The sequence below is a fragment of the Ensifer sp. GW821-FHT05G01 genome (genome assembly GCF_059419585.1).
Genome location: NZ_JBWKSC010000015.1, coordinates 32,341 through 51,032 on the forward strand (window position 1 = coordinate 32,341; position 18,692 = coordinate 51,032).

Sequence of the window (18,692 nt, forward strand, 5' to 3'; positions counted from 1 at the left end):
GGCGTCACGGAGATCGAAAGACTGGTCGGTTCAACGCCTCTGCGTGCCCGGCCTCCTCTGGCTTCGAACTGCACAGGATCGGCGACGCGGTCAGAAGGCGATGGGCTCATGCGGCCTGCGGCTTGGGGTCCATTTCTGACGGCGCCGAATGTCTATGCGGGCGCGGTGGCCACGGAGGCGCGCTCGACGATTTCCGTCTTCAGGACCACGCGCGTCGCCTCCGCGCTGTTTCCGTTAAGCCGCTCGACCAATAGCTTGGCCGCCGCTTCGCCAAGGCCGTAGACGGGCTGGCGCACGACCGTGACGGGCGGTGTCGTGACGGACGTCCAGTCCGCGTCGTGAAACGACACCAGCGACAGGTCAGTTGGAATAGTGAGGCCAAGTTCGCGACAGACCTTGAAGACTTCAAGGCCGATCACGCTGTCGGATGCGATGACCGCTGTCGGACGCCGCGAGGATTTGAGCATGACGGTGGCGATACGGTAGGTGTGTTCCGGCGTCACGGCGCCCACATGCACCCAGTCTTCCATTCGCTCGAGGCCAGCCTTCTGGCAGACATCGAGAAAACCCTCGATCCGCCGGCGCACCGAGCCGGTATTGATGTCGGTCGGCGCACGGAAGCGGTGATCGGGAGTGTCGCAGGCGGTGAGATAAGCAATACGCCGGTGGCCGAGCGCGATGAACCGGCGTGTGATGTTTTCTGCGGCGTGCCGGTCGTCGGCGATCACGGTGTCGATGTCGAGCGTTTCGCTGCCGCGGTCGAGCAGCACGAGCGGCCGGCCGGAGCGGGCGGCTTCACGCAAATGGTCGGCATCGCTCTCCTTGGCCGGCGAGACGATGAGGCCGTCCACCCTCTTTGCAAGCAGGGTTCGAATTGCGGATTTTTCCGCATCGGCGTCTTCGCCAGAATTGATCAGGATGACGGTGAAGCCGGTCTGCCGGGCGACATCGGTGATACCGCGCATCGCCAGGCTGAAGAACGGATTCTCGATATCGCCCACCACCACGCCGATCGTGCCGGAACGCCCCGTCGTCATACTGCGGGCCAATTCGTTCGGCTGGTAGTTAAGGGAACGGGCAGCGGCGGTCACGGCATCGCGCACATGGTCGCTCACGGTTCCATAGCCTCCCAAAACCCGCGCGGCGGTGGCCTTCGAGACGCCCGCCTTGCGGGCGACATCGGCGACCGTGACAGAGGAGGATCGGGGCGGGCTTTGGTCCATGGAAGTTAGCCATACAAGAGATATTGACGACTGGCAAATGCGAAGATAACAATTGAGAAAAGTCAAAGAGACCGGTCTCTTTTTGCTTGAGACCGGTCTCATAGTGAGAATAGCGAAATCCCGGCATGCGATGGCATGGGCCGGACGAGCGGGTCGTACCGTCGTCCGGGTGGGACCCGTGCGGCTTGAAAACATCGCAGAGAACACCACCAGAGGAGACGAAATCGATGAAACTATCAGACGCCATCACTTCCCCCCTTGCCTGCATGCGGGCGACCGCCGTCGCAATCGCCCTCGGCGTCATTGCAGGCGTAACGGCACCGGCCGTAGCGCAGGATAATTCCCTCGGTCTGATCGATCCGGCCGTGATCAGCGTCGGCACGATGGGCGATGCCAAGCCCTATGCCTTCACCACCGCCGACGGCAACTTCACCGGCTTCGACATCGAGCTTTTCCTCAACGTTGCCGAGCGCATGGGCTTCAAGAAGGAGCAGGTGATCTTCACCGGCCAGGAATTCTCCGCCCTGATGCCTTCGGTTGCCAACAGCCGCTTCGATGTCGCGGCGGCCGCCATAGGTACGACGGATAAGCGCAAGCAGACCGTCGATTTCTCGGATGGCTATCTCGCTGGTTTCCTCACCGTGCTGACATCGGATGCCGGCATCACCGACGCTGCTGGCCTCAAGGGCAAACGCCTTGGCGTCGTCCAGGGCACGCTGCAGGAAATCTACGCCGAGAAAAATTTCACCGGTGCCGACCTCGTGAAGTTCCCGGACAATAATTCCGCCGTCTCCGCGCTCAACAACGGCACGGTCGATGCCCATTTCCTCGACTACGAAGCGGCCAAGGACTACGCGGCACGCTATCCGGAGCTGAAGGTTGCGGTCAACATTCCGAGTTTTGACGCGCCAGCCGGCTTTGTGATCCGCAAGGGCAATGACGCACTGCGCGGCGCGCTTAACAAGGGGCTCCAGGCAGCCATGCAGGACGGCACTTGGAAGACGCTGCACGAAAAATGGTTCCCGGGCACGCCGATGCCGGATCAATACCTTCCCAAGCAGTGATGCCGACTTCCGGTCCGGCCTTTCCCGGTCGGACCGGCCTTTCTTTCAAGGGATCCCCTGATGAACTGGCTTGAAAACCTGCGCCGTAGCTTCCTCGACTGGAACGCGATGGCCGAAGTCCTGCCGACCATGATCACGGTCGGGCTGAAGAATACCCTGATCCTTGCGGCGGCCTCCACAGTGCTCGGCGTCGTGATCGGAATGGTGCTCGCCATCATGGGCATTTCGCGCTCGGCCTGGCTGCGCATACCGGCCCGCATCTATACCGATGTCTTTCGCGGTCTTCCCGCTATCGTCACCATCCTGCTAATCGGCCAGGGATTTGCGCGCATCGGCCGCGAACTGTTCGGCCCTTCGCCTTATCCGCTCGGCATTCTGGCGCTCAGCCTGATTGCCGGCGCCTATATCGGTGAAATCTTCCGCTCGGGTATCCAGAGCGTTGAGCGCGGCCAGATGGAAGCCTGCCGGGCGCTCTCGATGAGCTATGGGCAGGGCATGCGGCTCATCGTCGTGCCACAGGGCGTGCGCCGCGTGCTGCCGGCGCTTGTCAACCAGTTCATCGGCAACGTGAAGGATTCCAGTCTCGTCTACTTCCTCGGCCTGCTGGCCTCCGAGCGCGAGATCTTTCGCGTTGGCCAGGATCAAGCCGTCGTGACCGGCAATCTTTCGCCGCTGCTGCTTGCGGGCATCTTCTACTTGGTCGTCACCGTGCCGCTCACCCACGTTGTTAACGCGATCGACAATCGCCTAAGACTCGGCAAGCAGCGGCCGGCAATCATCACCAGCGGGCTGGAAGAAGTCAGCGAGCTCGATGCTGCGAGCCGTACCTCCGGGGCGAGCTTCAAGGGCGGTAGCCTGGACGTCCGCCAACTCAGCATGGCCTATGGCGAGTTGGACGTGCTGAAGGGTGTCGATCTTTCGGTAAAGCCCGGCAGCGTCACCTGCATCATCGGCCCGTCCGGTTCCGGCAAGTCGACGCTTCTGCGCGGCCTCAACCGGCTCGTCGAGCCGAAGAGCGGCGATATCCTGATCGACGGTGAAAGTATCCTCGCCATGAAGCCGGAGCGGCTGCGCCGTCGGGTGGGCATGGTCTTCCAGCACTTCAACCTCTTCCCGGACCACACTGCGCTCGAAAACGTCATGCTGTCGCTGACGAAGATCAAGGGGCTGCCGAATGCCGAGGCCGAGCGCATTGCCAAGGCGCGGCTCGCCGATGTCGGCCTTGCCAGCCGTCAGCATCACCGGCCGGGCGGACTCTCGGGCGGCCAGCAGCAGCGTGTCGCCATTGCCCGCGCGCTGGCGATGGAGCCTGAGGTCATCCTGTTCGACGAGGTCACGAGCGCGCTCGATCCCGAACTGGTCAAGGGCGTACTCAACCTCATGGCCGATCTCGGCAGCCGTGGCATGACAATGGTCGTCGTCACGCATGAAATGGGCTTTGCCCGCCGTGTCGCCGACCAGGTTGTCTTCATGGACGAGGGACGTGTCGTGGAGGCTGGAACGCCCGAGGCGATTTTCGACAATCCGCAAAGTCAGCGCCTTCAGCGTTTCCTTGCGGAAGTGCTCTGAGCCCGGCGCAAGGAGAAGACCATGACACACACGATACGATGGGGCGTGCTGGGTTGCGCGGGGATCGCCGTCAAGGCGGTAATCCCGGCCATCCAGTCGAGCCGGCTGGGGAGGGTTGCTGCCATCGCCTCGCGCGACCTGAGGAAAGCGGAAGAAACGGCGGCGGCGTTCGGAATTCCCAAGCCTTATGGGAGCTACGAAGCGCTGTTGGCCGATCCCGAGATCGATGCGATCTACAATCCGCTACCTAATCATTTGCATGTGCCGCTGACGATCAAGGCGCTGGAAAACGGCAAGCCGGTACTCTGCGAAAAGCCGATTGCGCTCGATGCCGCAGAAGCCATGACGCTGGCGGCAGCGCAAAAGTCGGCCGGCCTGCCGGTCGCCGAAGCTTTCATGGTGCGTCATCATCCGCAATGGAAGAAGGCCCTAGCCCTTGTCGCACAGGGACGGCTTGGCGAGGTGAGGGCGATCCAAACGATCTTCTCCTACTATCTCGAGGATCCGGAGAACGTGCGAAACCAGGTCGATATCGGTGGTGGTGGGCTGTTCGACGTCGGGTGCTACGCCATCAATACGGCCCGCTTCCTATTCGGTGCCGAGCCGCTCCGGGCGATCGCCCTGATGGACCGCGATCCGGTCTTCGGCACGGACCGGCTGACGAGTGGACTCCTAGCGTTCCCCGGCGGACGGCAGCTTGCCTTCACCTGCGCGACGCAACTCTCGCTGACCCAGAAGGTGACGATCCTCGGCACCCGCGGCCGGATCGAAATTCCGATCCCGTTCAACGCACCGACGGATGCGGCGACCGTGATCATGGTCGATGACGGCCGCGACCTTTTTGGCGGCGGGCGCGAGGAGATCGCCATCGAGCCGATCGACCAGTACCGCCAACAGGCTGACGCCTTCGCTGCGGCTATTCTTTCCGGTGAACCGCTTTCCTTGAGCCTGGACGATGCCATCGCCAACATGAAGGCGATTGACGCCCTCATTCGGTCGACGGAGAGCGGGCGCTGGGAGTCGCCCTGATTTTCTCGGATCTACATGACCAACAGATTGAAAGACATGACCATGAACGACAACACCATCACCTCGGCGGTGATCATCGGCGCCGGCATTTTCGGCGTTTCTACCGGCCTGCAGCTCGCCCGGCGCGGCATTCGCGTCACGATAATCAACGACGGCCCGCCGGCCAATGGCGCGTCAGGCCGCTCGCTCTCCTGGCTGAATTCGGCGCGGATGCGCTCGGAGCCGTATCATCGTCTACGCATGGCCGGCATTGACCGCTACCGCACCCTTTCCGCGCGGCATCCTGATGCGGACTGGCTTCGTTTCGACGGCGGCCTTACCTGGGATGCAGACGACGAACGAAACGAGGTCGATGCTGCCTACCGCCACGAGGTTTCGCTCGGCTACGATGCCCGGCATCTGGCGGCAACTGATGTCACAACAGTGACGCCAGGCCTTGATGCGAGTGCGATCACGCCACAGGGCGCGATCTTCAACCCGGGCGAGGGCTGGGTCGACTTGCCGGTCCTGATCGACCTGCTGCTCAAGGAGTTTGCCTTGTTCGGCGGCGCGCTTGTAACCGATCAGGGTGCGGCACGGGTCGTGATCGAGGGCGGTCGGGCAGTCGGCGCGGAAACATCGACGGGCGGCCGCTTCCTGACGGATGCTGTGGTCCTTGCCACCGGTCCGGCTGTGCCGAAGATGGCATCTGAAGCGGGGCAGACAATTGGCGACGGAACCCCGACTGCCCTGCTGGTGCAGACCAAACCACTCGCCCATCCCCTGCGCGCCGTCCTCAACACGCCGCGCGTCGCCGTGCGTCCGGCGCCGGGCGGCACCTTCTCGGTGGACGCCGACTGGGCGGCCGACGAGGGCGTGAAGGTTCGTGACGATGGTGGTTACGAGATCGACGAGGCGGTGGTTGAGGCCCTTTTGGCGGAGGCATCCAAGGTGATGGAGGGCAACCCACAGCTTGAGGCTGCTTCCATCGGCGTCGGCGGCAAGCCGATCCCCGGCGACGGCGAACCAGTGCTGGGAGCCCTCAAGGCCATCCCTGGCTATTACATCGCCTTCAGTCATAGTGGCGCGACGCTCGGCCTCATCGTTGGCGAACTGCTTGCTTACGAGGTCGCGACCGGCGCTGAGCACCCCATGCTCGCTCCCTTCCGCCCGGATCGGTTCAAGTCATAATACGAAGGCCGCGATACAAATCAGACCCCGTACCAGGGTGCGCGTTTTGTCGTCATGAGGCGCGACGATTAACCGGTATGCGTGTCCTGCCAGTTCACACTCGATCGAAGTAAATGGTTTGATATGAACTGGCCGATCGAAAGATCGGCCAGTTCATATCTATGAGACATGTGTTGATCTCGTTCTTTCATGAATCGGAAACGGTGGCCACTTGACTCGCGGTAGCGGCTGTTGAGACTCTTTTGTTGTCAGACATCTTACATAAACGGGGATCCAAACTGACGGATCACAAGGAGGACCACATGAAAAAGCTCTTCATGCGACTGACCGTAGGTGTTGCCTTTGTCGCTGCCGCCGTATCGGCCCATGCTGGCGAGACGTTGGATCGCGTCATGGAAAAGAAGGCGATGGTCGTCGCCACCAACAGCGGCTGGCCGCCCCAGAGCTATCTCGATGACAGCAACGAGATGGTCGGCTTCGACATCGACGTGTCGCGCGAGATCGCCAAGCGCCTCGGCGTCGAGGTGAGCTTCGAGACGCCGGACTGGGCGACGCTCACGGGCGGTCGCTGGCAGGGCCGTTACGACCTCGGTGTCGGTTCGGTCACGCCCACTAAGGCACGCGCCCAAGTGATCGATTTCGTCGGCATCTATTACTACAGCCCTTATGTGTACGTCGTGCACAAGGACAGCGATGCCAAGATCGTCACCGACCTCAACGGCAAGGTGATCGGCGTCGAAACGGCGACGACCTCGGAAGATTTCATCAACCGGAAGCTGGAAATCGACGCTCCGGGCCTGCCGCCGATCGAATATAAGCTGGAACCGGGTGAGGTCCGCACCTTCGCCGATTCCATGCTGCCCTTCGACGACCTTCGCCTCGGCGCTGGCGTTCGCCTCGATGCGGTAATCGCACCCGAGCAGACCGCCATGAATGCCATGAAGAATGGCTATCCGGTCAAGGTTCTCGAAGGCGAATATGCCTTCCGTGAGCCGCTGGTCGTTATCGCCGAGAAGGTCGACCCGGAGTGGACGGCCAAGGTCGGCGGTATCGTCGAAGAGATGAAGAAGGATGGCACGCTCGGCCAGCTCACCACCAAGTGGTATGGCAAGGACTACAGCGCCGACTGATAAACACCGGTGCGGGCGTCTTTTCGCCCGCACCCTTTCATTCGAAGGGGGGCGCATGCCGATGACTTATCCAGACACCTACTATAAACGAACGATGGCGGACCGGACTGCGCGACCAGCCCTTTCGGGTACGGTCGAATGTGACGCGGTCATCGTCGGCGGCGGCCTTGCCGGCCTTTCGACGGCGCTGCAGCTTGCTCGCGCCGGCAAGTGCGTCACGGTGCTGGAGGCCGAGAGCGTGGGCTTCGGAGCGTCCGGCCGCAATGGCGGGTTCGTCAGCCCCGGTTATGCGACCGGCGGCGGCGACATTGCCCGCGTAACGGGCAAGGATGCGGCGCGCAAGCTGCACCTTCTCTCCGTCGAAGGCATGGAATTCATCCGCGAGAACATCAAGACGCTCGGCATCGATAATGCGAAGCCAGAGCCGGGCATCGTGAGCGTTCTGCGTTACGACGATAGCGCGAGCCTCAAGGCCTATGCCGAGGATATAAGCCGCGAATACGGCTACGAGCTCGAATACATGGACCGCGACGCCGTGCGTGCTGTGCTGAAATCGGAGCGCTACTTCCAGGCATTGCGCAATCCGACTGCCTTCCATATGCACCCGCTTAACTATCTGCGTGCCATCGCGGCGGAGATCGAGCGGCTTGGTGGGCGCATCTGCGAGCAGTCGCCGGCGACTTCGGTCGATTCTTCCGGTTCCGAAAAACGTGTGAAAACCGCACGGGGCGAGGTGAAGGCCCGTGACGTCGTTTTCACGACGGGTGGTTATACCGGTTCGCTGAATGGCAAGTTGAAGCGTTCCTATCTGCCGATTGCCACCTATGTGATGGTCAGCGAGGAGGCGCCGGAGCTGATCGCCACGGCGATCGCCACGAAGAACGCCATCGGCGACAACCGCCGGGCCGGTGACTACTACCGTCTCGTCGACGGCGGCCGCCGGATCCTCTGGGGCGGGCGTATCACCACACACGCTGCCTCGACCGCTGGCCTTGTCAAGGAACTGCGGGCCGAAATGGTCGATACCTATCCGCAACTTGCCGGACTCAAGACGGAGCTCGCCTGGTCAGGCCTGATGTCCTATGCCCGTCACCTGATGCCTCAGATCGGACGTATGAGCCCTGGCGTCTGGTACTGCACCGCCTTTGGCGGTCACGGCCTCAATACCACGGCGATCGGCGGCAAGGTCATTGCCGAGGGCATATTGGGGACAAGCGAACGTTACAAGCTTTACGAGCCTTTCGGTCTCGTCTGGGCCGGCGGCCTTGCCGGGCTTGCGGTGGCACAGCTCACCTACTGGAAACTCCAGGCGCAGGACTGGTGGCGCGAGCGTGCGGCTTAAGCAGCTTCTACATTAAAAAGGGGGCGGAATATGATTGGTCGACTGATACTCACCTATCCCGAAGCGTCGCGCAGGGCCGGCGGCCTGCTAATCCTTGCGATCGTCGTGGCGATCCTTTACGCCCTCGGGGTCAGTTCCGCCTGGATCGGCCATGTTCTGCCGTCCTCGACAGACTGGCTGAAGGCGAACCCAGCGATCAGCCGCGTCGTCTCGTCGGTGCTGATCGCGCTCATCGTCGCCGCCAACTGGAAGGCGTTGCGCCAACTGTCACGCCGCCAGCAGATTGTCGCCGTCTGGCTCGAGCTGTTCGCGCTCCTGATGCTGTTCTTCTACTCCTTCGATCTTTCCTTCGCCTTCATCGCCAAGAAGATCGGCTTCCTCATCACGCAGGGCGTGACGACGACGCTCTTCATTTCGGCGATTTCGATCGTCATCGCCACCATCATCGCGCTGGCTGGCGCCATCGCGAAACTCTCCAACAATGGCGTGATCTACGGGCTTGCAACGTTCTATACGTCGCTTTTCCGCGGACTGCCGCTGCTCATGCAAATCTACATCATCTATCTCGGCCTACCGCAGGTGGGGTACGTGATCGGCGCCGTACCGGCCGGCATTCTCGCGCTCTCGCTCTGCTACGGCGCCTACATGACGGAAATTTTTCGCGCCGGCATCCAGAGCATCAATCGCGGGCAGACGGAGGGCGCGACCGCGCTCGGTCTCAGCCCGGCGCAGACGATGATGCTGGTCATCTTGCCGCAGGCCATGCGCGTCATCATCCCGCCGACCGGCAACCAGTTCATCGCAATGCTGAAAGATTCCTCGCTGGTCTCTGTCGTCGGCGTCTGGGAAATCATGTATCTCGCCCGCACCCAGGGCCAGACGGAATTCCGGCATATCGAGATGCTGATCACCGCCTCCATGATCTACTGGACCCTTTCGATTTGCCTGGAATATGCCCAGTCCCGCATCGAGGAAAGGTTTGGCCGCTTCAATGTCCGCTGAGGCATCCGTGGCAGACAGCGACGGCACTCCGGTCGTGCCGTCGAACGGTCGTGGAGCGCTGCTCGTGCTCGCCGCCTTCTTTGTGTTCTCCGCAACCGATGCGATCGTCAAGATCATGGCCGGAACGATGCCGGCGCCACAGGTGACCTTTTTCGTCACCATTGCAGCTCTCCTTCTGCTCCTGGTCCATGCACTCGCAACCGGCCGTCTTCGCCGCCTCATCCCCCGCCAGCCGTCGCTCGCTTTCTGGCGAGCGCTGCTGCTGGCGTTCGATACGCTGCTGATCCACTACGCCTTCGCCAAGTTGCCGCTTGCGGAAGCCTATCTTATCGCCTTCCTGACGCCGATCCTGGTGGCGATGCTGAGCTTCGTCTTCCTCAGGGAGCGGCTGTCGCGCATCGGCTGGGCCGGTGTACTGATCGGCTTTGCCGGCGTCGTCGTGGCGCTGAAACCGGGCGTCGCGCCACTCAATCTCGGCCATCTCGCCGCCTTTGGGTCCGCCGTGTTTTTTGCGCTGTCGTTGATTCTGCTGCGCCGGGCGAAGGTGGCGGAAACGGATGAAGCGCTGGTTGCCAGCCTGCTCGTCGTCATGACGCCTGTCGCCTTCGCGGTTGCGGCTGTTTCGGGCGAGCCAGCTCCGCTCGGCCTTTCCGATCTTGGCTTCTCAGTCGCAGGCGGTGCCTTGATGCTGGGCGGACATGCGTTACTGGTGCGCGCTTTCCGTGTTGGCGAGGCTTCGGTCGTTGCGCCGTTCCAGTACAGTCAAATCATCTGGGGCTGCTTCTACGGTATGTTCCTCTTCGCAACGCCGTTAGAGCTGTACACGCTGCTGGGCGCGGCAATCATCATCCTGTCCGGCTGGCTTGTCCTGAAATAGCCTTGAGGGCAGTGGGTTTACTGAGGCTGTGCCGGGCAAGCAGATGTTTCTGCGCCCGCCGAAAGGCAGGAGACAATCACCGTTTCGATCCAGTTCTGCAGGCCGAGACGCCCGACTGGATGCGCAGGGAGCACTGTTCGTCGAAGTTCAGCATGGACATGTCTTCATCGCCATGGATGAAAAAGTTGTAAGACAACGGACATTGTGGATGTCGCCTGTCAAGACGACCCTTGGAGATCCGGCGGCTGGAAGTGCAACATCTTGAGCACGGTTTCTGCATGCGCCATACACTTGACCATCCCGGATTTGTCAGACAAGGAAGTTGCAACGACAATGAATGACGAGGCACGCCGGTGGAGGAACCCCTTCGCGATTCACGCACCCTCGCTGTCCAGCTCCGGGACCGGATCGCCGATCTTATCAAAGATAAAGGGTTGAGGCCGGGCGACAGGTTGCCGACCGAAGCACAGCTGACGCAGCGGTTCAAGATTTCCCGGCCGGCGCTGCGCGAGGCGCTGAAACTGCTCGAACAGGACGATGTGATCAATGTCGAGCACGGCCGCGGCCGGTTCGTCTCGGCGCTCTCGGCCGTGCAGGTCGATCGACCGATCACCGTCTTCGAGAGCGTCACGGACATGGCGCGGCACTACGGCTACCGGACGGTCAACAAGGTGCTTTCGATCTCCGAGGAGGCGCCGGACGCGTGCGTCGCCGAGAGCCTAAGGCTTGGCCCGGCTGACCGCGTGATCCGTATCGAGCGCATCCGCCTGCACGAGGACGAGCCGATCCTCTACTGCATCGACTACATGCCGCGCAGCCTCATTGAAGGGCGCCTCTACGACATCGACTGGAGTGGCTCGCTGATGCAACTCATGGAGGAACACGGCAACCGCCCGCGCATGTCGGCGGCCAGCGTTTCCGCCGTCATGCTGCCGGACGACGTGGTCGAGCGTCATGGTCTGAAGGACTTCGGCCCGGCGCTTCTCATCACCGAAACTTGTTTCAACGCCGCCGGCGCGCCGGTGAACTACGCCATCGACTACCATCGCGGCAGCCATTTCTCCTTCAGCCTCGTTCGTAAATGACATCGCTGTAGGGGCAGGAACCGTGCGTCACTCGCATGACTAGGCGAACCGGCTGCCCGAAGCTACAAGGGGATCGCGAAGCGTCCTGCTCGTACGATTGGAGGTGACATGGTTCGGAAACCGGCGACTTTGAAGGATGTGGCGGCGCTGGCCAATGTGTCGCGCGCAACGGCCGCCCGGGCTCTCAACAGTTACGGATATGTCGGCGGCGAAACCGCCCAGAAGGTCCAGGCGGCCGCGGAAAAGCTCGGCTATCGCGGCAACCGCCTCGCCCAGGCGCTGCGCAGCGGGCAATTGCCGATCGTCGGCTGCATCCTTGGCGATATCCAGAACCCGTTCTTCGCCCGCATCGCGCACGATATCGAGGTCCTCGCCCGCGAGTGCGGGCACAATCTCGTCATCGGCAGCAGCGAGGAGGAGTTGGCGCAGGAAATTTCCCTTCTGGCGAGCCTCCAGTCGCTCAGCATCCGCGGCTTCATCGTCGCGCCGACCTCGGAGGGCAACAACGCCCACCTCCAGGGTCTGATCGACGAGAACGTGCCGCTGGTGCTGATCGACCGTGTCGCCGAGGGCGTCGATTGCGACAGCGTCGTCGTCGACAACGAGGGCGGCGCGCGCAAGGCCGTCGAATACCTGATCGGCATGGGCCATAACCGCATCGGCCTGTTGCAGGACGACATGCGTATCTTTACCTCACGCGAGCGCAGGAGCGGCTATAGGTCGGCGCTCGCCGCCGCCGGGATCGCGGCCGACGACCGTATGGTCGCCGTGTCGCAATCCACCGTGGAGCATGCGGTCGATGCGACCATACGGCTCTTCAGCCAGAAGTCCCCGCCGACGTCGCTTTTCACCGTCGACAGCCTGATGACCCAGGGCGCGCTCCTGGCCTTCCGTTCCATGGGCGTTTCCATCCCGCACGACGTCTCGCTCATCGGTTTCGACGACTTCAATCTGGCGACTTTCACCGATCCGCAGATTACCGTCGTCTCGCAGCCCGTCTCCGAAATCGGCCGCGCGGCCGCCCGGGTGCTGTTCGAAAGGCTCGCCGGCAAGGACGGGGCGCCGCAGAAAATCCGCTTTGAAACCAAGCTGATAGTACGCGGCTCTGTCAGCCGCCGCAGCGTCATCTGAGCGCCGCAACCCCCGCCTCAAAAAAATCGAGACGCCCACTTGCCAGCGCGAAAGTCTTATGCGTTAAATATATGTGAGATCGATCTCACATCGTCTCAAAGTTTATTCGCGCAGGCACGTCACCTCGCTTCGAAGGCGATTTCGCGCAGCGCAAAACGGGAAGGTACAAATGCTCAACTTTGATAGAGATCGCTTTGTGAAGATACAAAGCGGCGCAGTCGCAATCGCCGACGACATGCGCGCCCTGATGCGCGGTATGCTCGACGACGGTCTGGAACGCATTTTCTTCATGGGGACCGGCGGCGTGCAGTTCCTCACCCAGCCTGCCATCGAGCTTGCGCGCGCTTTGACGGTATTCCCGGTTTCGGCGGCCTATTCGGCGCAGGTCGTGCTGGAGCCCCCGGCCGGCCTGAACGAGAAGGCGCTGGTCGTCCTGCCCTCGCTGTCCGGCACCACCAAGGAAAGCGTGCAGCTTCTGTCCTTCCTCAAGGAGCGTGGCGTCAGGACGCTGTCGCTCACCGGCCATAAGGACACGCCGCTCGGCCGTGACGCCGACCACAACTTCACCAATTTTGCCGAGGACGATACCTCCTCGGAATCCTTCTATCTGCAGACCCTGATCATCGTCCTAGCGCTTTTGGCCGAGCGCGGCGAATATCCCGATTTCGATGCGACGGTGACAGAACTCAAGCTGCTGCCGGAGCTGCTGGTTTCGGTGAAGGAAGGCTATGAGGCGGATGCCGCGGCTCTCGCCAGGGACATCAAGGACGAGACCTACCACATCTTCACGGGCGCGGGCGCCGCGTGGCCGGAAGCCCACTATTACGGCATGTGCATACTCGAAGAGATGCAGTGGATCCGCACCCGCCCGGTCCATGCGTCGGACTTCTTCCACGGCACGCTCGAACTGCTGGAGCCGGGTGTCAGCCTGTTCATCTTCAAGGGCGAGGATGCTTGCCGGCCGCTCGCCGAGCGTGTCGAGAATTTCGCCCGGCGCTACACCGACAAGGTGCGTGTCCTCGATGCGGCGTCCGCCAGCCTGCCGGGCGTTTCCGCCAAGACCCGCAGCGTGATCTCCCCGGTCCTCCTTGCGACCATGCTGGAGCGCCTAAGCGCCCACCTGGAAGTCCTGCGCGATCATCCGCTGACGACGCGCCGCTACTACAAGCGCGTCGAATACTGAGGTTCGCCCGGTCCGGCGAACGCGCCGGACCGGGATGCCGTCTTGCATGCCCCAGGTAACGAAAGAAGAGAGAGGAACTGCGAAATGAAGACCAACACGTTCTTGAGCACGACAAGCCTCGGGTCGCTTGTCGCGGCCGCATTCGTCATCGGCGGCGTCAGCGGTGCGGGCGCGGCCGATCCCGTCATTGCCGATCCCAATGCCGCGGTCGAATATTCCGGCACGGTCAGCGTGCTGACGAAATTCGGCCTGCAGCAGCTCTCCCCCTTCTTCGTCAATGCCGCCCAGGAATACGAAAAGCTGCATCCCGGCGTGAAAGTGGAACTCATTCAGGAGAGCGACGACAGCGTGAAGGGCAAGACGAAGGCGCTGGTGGCGTCCAATTCGCTGCCCGACGTCTATTTCACCTGGACGGGAAGCTGGGGTGAGAATTTCGTGCGCGGCAACCGCGCCGTCGACCTGACGCCGGTCATCGGGCCGGAAACCGAATGGGGCAAGACGCTCGCCAACGCCGCCGTCTCCGCCTTCCAGTACAACGGCAAGCTTTACGGCATTCCGCTTTATCTCGACGCCAAGTTCATGGGCTACAACAAGAGCCTGTTCGAAAAGGCGGGCGTTTCCGAGCCCAAGACCTTCGACGAGCTCCTGGGTGCCTGCGCTGCGCTGCGCAAGTCCGGCGTCACGCCGGTTTCCTTTGGCAACAAGGAGGGCTGGCCGGGCGTGCACTATGCGGGGCAACTGCTCGCATACAACGTGCCGCAGGCGACGCTCGAAAAGGACTTCGTCCCGGCCACGGCGGAATTTGCCGATCCCGGCTACGTCGCCAGCCTGACGCAGTTCAAGAAGCTGATCGACGAATGCTCAGACGGATCGGGCACCAACGGCTCCTCCTATGCCACGGCCCTGCAGCAGTTCAGTAACGGCCAGTCCGCCATGTACTACCAGGAGATCATCGAGTTCGACCAAGCGACGGCCGACGGCGCGCTGAAGCGCGGGGACTTCGGCTTCTTCAAGCTGCCGGCGCCCGCCGACGCCAAGGGCGACGTCAAGTCTATCGAGGGCGCGCCCGAGGGATACATGATCAGCGCCGCCTCGAAGAACATTCCGCTGGCGATCGACTTCATGCGGTTCGTCACCTCGGCCGACAACGGCAAGGTGCTTTCGGCGCCGCCCTACGGCCAGCCGAGCGCGACGATCGGCGGCTATTCCGCCAATGCCATGAACCCCGCGGTCGTCGACGGCCTGAAGGTGATCGCCGATTCCTCCTATCTCATGCCCTGGCTCGACACGGCCAATCCGCCGCGCGTGGCGGCAGCCTGGCTTTCGGGCCTCCAGGCGCTGATCGGCGGCACCATGACACCTGAAGAGGTCATGGGACGGGTCAAGGAAGCGGCGGCTTCGTCCAAGTAGGAACAGGCCGACGATGACTGTCATGAAGCAAGACTACAAAGGTGGAGCCGTCAAAATCGGCTTCGCCGGGCCGGGCCGGCCTGAAAAAGACCGGCTCGGTCCGATCGCCGGGATCCTGTCCTTCCGCTGGGTCCTCATCGCCTTCGTCCTGATCCTCTGGTTCGTCTATTACCCGATCATCGACAACTTCCTCGTCAGCACGCGGAACCAGGACATCTTCACGGGGCAGACCGACTTCGTCGGGCTCGACAATTACCGGCGCTTGCAGGACGATCCGGTCGTATTGACGGCGATCGTCAACAACACGCTCTATGCGGTCATCTCCGTCATTTTTCAGGTTTTCGGTGCGTTCGTGCTCGCCGCGCTCATCGAGGGACTGAGCGAAGAGAGATGGCGCCGGTTCTGGCGCGCCGTCTATTTCATACCCTCGGCCATCTCGATCACCGTCACCGGCCTCCTGTTCTACTTCATCTACCAGCCCGATATCGGCCTTCTGGATTCGGCGCTGACGCAGATCGGGCTTGCGGACTGGTCGCGCGCCTGGCTCGGCGAGGAGGGAACCGCGATCTACGCCATCATCGCCATGAGCCAGTGGCAGGGCTTTGGATATTCCACGCTGCTGTTCGCCATCGCGATCCAGAAGATCCCGCGCGAACTCTACGATGCGGCGATCATGGACGGGGCAGGCACCTGGCGGCGCCTGTGGAACATCACCTTTCCGCTTACCCGCGAAATGACCGGCCTCATGGTGATCGTCACGATCACCGGCGCCTTCCAGGTCTTCAACGAGGTCATGGTGATGACCGGCGGCGGGCCGAACAACAGCAGCCAGGTGCTCGGCACATGGCTATACCAGCAGGGCTTCATCGAAAACGACTTCGGTTATGGCGCGGCCATCGCAACGGTCATCTTCGTCATCACGCTGATCACCGGCTTCGCGCAGCTCTGGTACACCAAGAGACGGAGGGTCGACCTGTGAGCGTCTCTTATCAGCCGCGGGAAACCGAGCGCACCGACTTCGCCGCCGTGCTGGCGAAGACCTGCCTCGTCACCTTCCTCGTCAGCCTTGGCTTCGTCGTGCTCTATCCGTTGTTTTGGATGGCGATGAATGGCTTCAAGACCAATGCTGAAATCTTCGGCAACCCTTTTTCACTGCCGAGCGGCTTCAGCATTGCGAACTATATTTCGGCCTGGAACCAGGGCATCCGGAATTACATCGCGACGAGCGTTATCGTCACGCTCGGGTCGGCCGTCTGCACGGTGCTGATCAGCGCCTGGACAGCCTATGGCCTGACCCGCTCGAAACTGCCGGGAAAGCCGCTCTTCGTTGGCATCGTGCTCGGTGGGCTCATGCTGAGCCCGACGGTCGCGGTCATCCCGCTCGTGCGCATGATGCAGGAGCTCGGCCTCTACAACACCTACTGGGCGCTGATCATCCTTTATACCGCCTTCCGCATTCCCTTCACGACCTTCCTCATCCGCGCCTACATGCTCGGACTGCCGCGCGATCTGGACGAGGCGGCCATCATGGACGGGGCGAGCGAAGGCCAGATCTTCTGGCGGGTGACGCTGCCGCTGTGCAAGCCGATCCTGGTCTCCTGCGTGATCCTGCATGTGCTCTTCGCGTGGAACGAATATCTCTTCGCCATGATCTTCACCAGCGGCGCGGACCTCCAGACGCTGCCCGTCGGCCTCACTTCTATCATGGCGAAGCACGGAACGAACTACGCCGTCGTCTTCGCGGCGATGACGCTCTCGGCGCTTCCCATCGTCGTCACCTTCTTCGCGGCCCAGCGCTTCTTCATCCGCGGGCTTGCCGAGGGCATCGGAAAATAGGGCAGGGCATCATGTTGAACCGCAAACAGCTCATCGGTGCGAACTTCTCCTTTCAGCACCATCCGTTCCGCTGGACTGCCGAGCACCTGTGCGCCATGGGGTTCGACCGGATGGAACTGTGGGGGATCGCCCCCCATCTCGACCTCTTCCACGACAGCCGCGCGCAACTGGCGGAGGTGAAGGCGATCCTCAGCGACAACGGGCTCACGGTCCGTTGCTTCACCCCCGAGCAGGTTCTCTATCCGGTCAACATCGCCTCGGGCCATAGGTCCAATCGCGAGGCGAGCGTCGGGCGTTTCCTGCACGCCGCCGACATCTGCGCCGAGCTCGGCGCGACTTACCTCTTCCTAACGCCTGGCCGTGGCTTCGAGTGCGAAAGCCGGGACATCGCCCTTGCGCATTCGGTCGCATCCATCAACCGGATTGCGGCGCATGCCAGAAACCTTGGCGTGTCCTGCCTGCTGGAGCCGCTACAACGCGTCGAAAGCAATATCGTCACAAATGCGAACGAGCTTTACGCCCTGTGGCGTGCGCTCGACGACGAGCATATCGACGTGGTTCTCGATCTTGTCGTCATGGCGACGGCGGGGCATCTCGCCTGGGGTGACGGCGACCTGCCGCTGGGCGACTATCTCGCCGAACTCGGCGCGCATGGTTTTACCGGCACGCTGACGTTCGAGCCCTTCGGCAACGGAAGCTCTGCGCTCGATCCCGTTTCCAACTGGCGGCGGTGCCTCGACGCGGTTGCCCCTCATTTCAATCAAGCGGAACAAGCATGAAGAACGCCAATCCTACCCTGATCGCCATCGGCGACAATTGCCTCGACGCCTATCTGAGCAAGGGCTTCGTCACTGTGGGCGGCAATGCCCTCAATGTCGCCGTGCAGTGGCGCCGGCAGGGTTTGAATGCCCGTTATTTCGGCGCGCTCGGACCGGACGAGGAAGCGCAGATCATGTTTGGCGCCATTGAGGATGCGGGCCTCGCCCGGGCCGATGTCGAAATACGCCCGGGCGCTTCGGCCGTGACGCTCCTGAGCGACGATGCCGGCGAGCGGCGCTTTCTCTTAGAGTCGCTCGGCGTCGGCGAGGACTATTTCCCGAACGCGGAACGCTACGCGGCGCTGTTGCAGGCCGACTGGGTGCATCTCGGTACCAATTCGAGCGAGCGGCTGGTCCGCCGCCTCGTTGCCGATGGCGTGACATTCAGCATTGATGTCTCCACGCGGCATTTCGACCTCCCGCTCGAAGGTGTGCCGCTGGTCTTCGCTTCCGGCCCTGAAGACCCTAGCGAGCCGGTCGAGCCGCTGATCGCGCGGTTCAAGGCGGCGGGCGCGCGCCAAGTTGTGATCACCTGCGGCAGGCGCGGTTCCTTCCATGACGATGGCGGCACGCTGTTTCAGGCGGGCTCGGTGCCGGTCGCCGTGGTCGATACCTGCGGCGCGGGGGACAGTTTCATCGCTACCTTCCTCGTGTCGCGCTTCTTCGAGACGCTTTCCGGGGAGGCGGCTCTTGACCGTTCTGCCGCGAGGGCAGCGGAAACCTGCACGCATCTCGGTGGGTTTCCCCAGCCGATCCAGGCAATTCCCCAATGGTTGCTGGACAAGTACGACAGCGTTATCCGCACGACACAAAGGGCTTGAGC

Annotated in this window: 17 protein-coding genes; 16 read left to right on the forward strand and 1 reads right to left on the reverse strand. The window is 62.2% G+C overall.

Annotated features, from left to right (window positions below; all coding sequences use genetic code 11):
- Window positions 1-152: 152 nt before the first annotated feature.
- Window positions 153-1,223: a LacI family DNA-binding transcriptional regulator gene (locus tag AC07UR_RS28870; RefSeq protein WP_209792184.1), complete on the reverse strand. Its 1,071-nt coding sequence runs from the start codon at window positions 1,221-1,223 to the stop codon at window positions 153-155.
- Between the two features lie 227 nt (window positions 1,224-1,450).
- Here AC07UR_RS28870 and AC07UR_RS28875 point away from each other — a divergent pair, with 227 nt between their 5' ends.
- The 16 genes from AC07UR_RS28875 to AC07UR_RS28950 all read left to right on the forward strand — a co-directional run bounded on the left by AC07UR_RS28875 (window position 1,451) and on the right by AC07UR_RS28950 (window position 18,690).
- Window positions 1,451-2,287 (forward strand): ABC transporter substrate-binding protein, encoded by an 837-nt coding sequence (locus tag AC07UR_RS28875; protein ID WP_209792182.1) that lies wholly within the window; start codon window positions 1,451-1,453, stop codon window positions 2,285-2,287.
- Window positions 2,288-2,347: 60 nt separating this feature from the next.
- Window positions 2,348-3,856 carry an amino acid ABC transporter permease/ATP-binding protein gene (locus tag AC07UR_RS28880; protein WP_173419424.1) on the forward strand — a complete coding sequence of 503 codons (1,509 nt, stop codon included), beginning with the start codon at window positions 2,348-2,350 and terminating at the stop codon, window positions 3,854-3,856.
- 21 nt (window positions 3,857-3,877) lie between these two features.
- A complete protein-coding gene (locus AC07UR_RS28885) occupies window positions 3,878-4,885 on the forward strand; it encodes a Gfo/Idh/MocA family protein (protein WP_209792180.1) in 1,008 nt (335 codons plus the stop codon).
- A 42-nt stretch (window positions 4,886-4,927) separates the two neighbouring features.
- Window positions 4,928-6,055 carry an NAD(P)/FAD-dependent oxidoreductase gene (locus AC07UR_RS28890; protein ID WP_173419426.1) on the forward strand — a complete coding sequence of 376 codons (1,128 nt, stop codon included), beginning with the start codon at window positions 4,928-4,930 and terminating at the stop codon, window positions 6,053-6,055.
- Window positions 6,056-6,357: 302 nt separating this feature from the next.
- Window positions 6,358-7,185: a transporter substrate-binding domain-containing protein gene (locus tag AC07UR_RS28895; RefSeq protein ID WP_173419427.1), complete on the forward strand. Its 828-nt coding sequence runs from the start codon at window positions 6,358-6,360 to the stop codon at window positions 7,183-7,185.
- Window positions 7,186-7,246: 61 nt separating this feature from the next.
- On the forward strand, window positions 7,247-8,527 hold the full coding sequence (locus AC07UR_RS28900; protein WP_173419428.1) for an NAD(P)/FAD-dependent oxidoreductase: 1,281 nt from the start codon (window positions 7,247-7,249) through the stop codon (window positions 8,525-8,527).
- Window positions 8,528-8,557: 30 nt separating this feature from the next.
- Complete coding sequence (locus AC07UR_RS28905; RefSeq protein WP_209792178.1) at window positions 8,558-9,529, forward strand: amino acid ABC transporter permease; 972 nt, start codon at window positions 8,558-8,560, stop codon at window positions 9,527-9,529.
- A gap of 7 nt (window positions 9,530-9,536) precedes the next feature.
- Entirely contained in the window at window positions 9,537-10,406 is an 870-nt protein-coding gene (locus AC07UR_RS28910) for a DMT family transporter (protein WP_327795886.1), read from the forward strand.
- Window positions 10,407-10,759: 353 nt separating this feature from the next.
- A complete protein-coding gene (locus AC07UR_RS28915) occupies window positions 10,760-11,491 on the forward strand; it encodes a GntR family transcriptional regulator (RefSeq protein ID WP_173419431.1) in 732 nt (243 codons plus the stop codon).
- Window positions 11,492-11,599: 108 nt separating this feature from the next.
- The gene (locus tag AC07UR_RS28920; protein WP_209792176.1) at window positions 11,600-12,622 is read left to right on the forward strand and encodes a LacI family DNA-binding transcriptional regulator; all 1,023 of its coding nucleotides are present in this window, start codon (window positions 11,600-11,602) and stop codon (window positions 12,620-12,622) included.
- A 169-nt stretch (window positions 12,623-12,791) separates the two neighbouring features.
- Entirely contained in the window at window positions 12,792-13,805 is a 1,014-nt protein-coding gene (locus AC07UR_RS28925) for an SIS domain-containing protein (protein WP_173419433.1), read from the forward strand.
- An 84-nt stretch (window positions 13,806-13,889) separates the two neighbouring features.
- Window positions 13,890-15,215: an ABC transporter substrate-binding protein gene (locus tag AC07UR_RS28930; RefSeq protein WP_209792174.1), complete on the forward strand. Its 1,326-nt coding sequence runs from the start codon at window positions 13,890-13,892 to the stop codon at window positions 15,213-15,215.
- Window positions 15,216-15,228: 13 nt separating this feature from the next.
- The gene (locus tag AC07UR_RS28935; RefSeq protein WP_173419435.1) at window positions 15,229-16,194 is read left to right on the forward strand and encodes a carbohydrate ABC transporter permease; all 966 of its coding nucleotides are present in this window, start codon (window positions 15,229-15,231) and stop codon (window positions 16,192-16,194) included.
- On the forward strand, window positions 16,191-17,051 hold the full coding sequence (locus AC07UR_RS28940; RefSeq protein WP_209792172.1) for a carbohydrate ABC transporter permease: 861 nt from the start codon (window positions 16,191-16,193) through the stop codon (window positions 17,049-17,051). Before AC07UR_RS28935 ends, AC07UR_RS28940 begins: the two co-directional genes overlap by 4 nt.
- A gap of 11 nt (window positions 17,052-17,062) precedes the next feature.
- The gene (locus tag AC07UR_RS28945; RefSeq protein WP_209792170.1) at window positions 17,063-17,830 is read left to right on the forward strand and encodes a sugar phosphate isomerase/epimerase family protein; all 768 of its coding nucleotides are present in this window, start codon (window positions 17,063-17,065) and stop codon (window positions 17,828-17,830) included.
- The gene (locus tag AC07UR_RS28950) at window positions 17,827-18,690 is read left to right on the forward strand and encodes a PfkB family carbohydrate kinase (protein ID WP_173419438.1); all 864 of its coding nucleotides are present in this window, start codon (window positions 17,827-17,829) and stop codon (window positions 18,688-18,690) included. Before AC07UR_RS28945 ends, AC07UR_RS28950 begins: the two co-directional genes overlap by 4 nt.
- The last annotated feature ends 2 nt before the right edge of the window (window positions 18,691-18,692 follow it).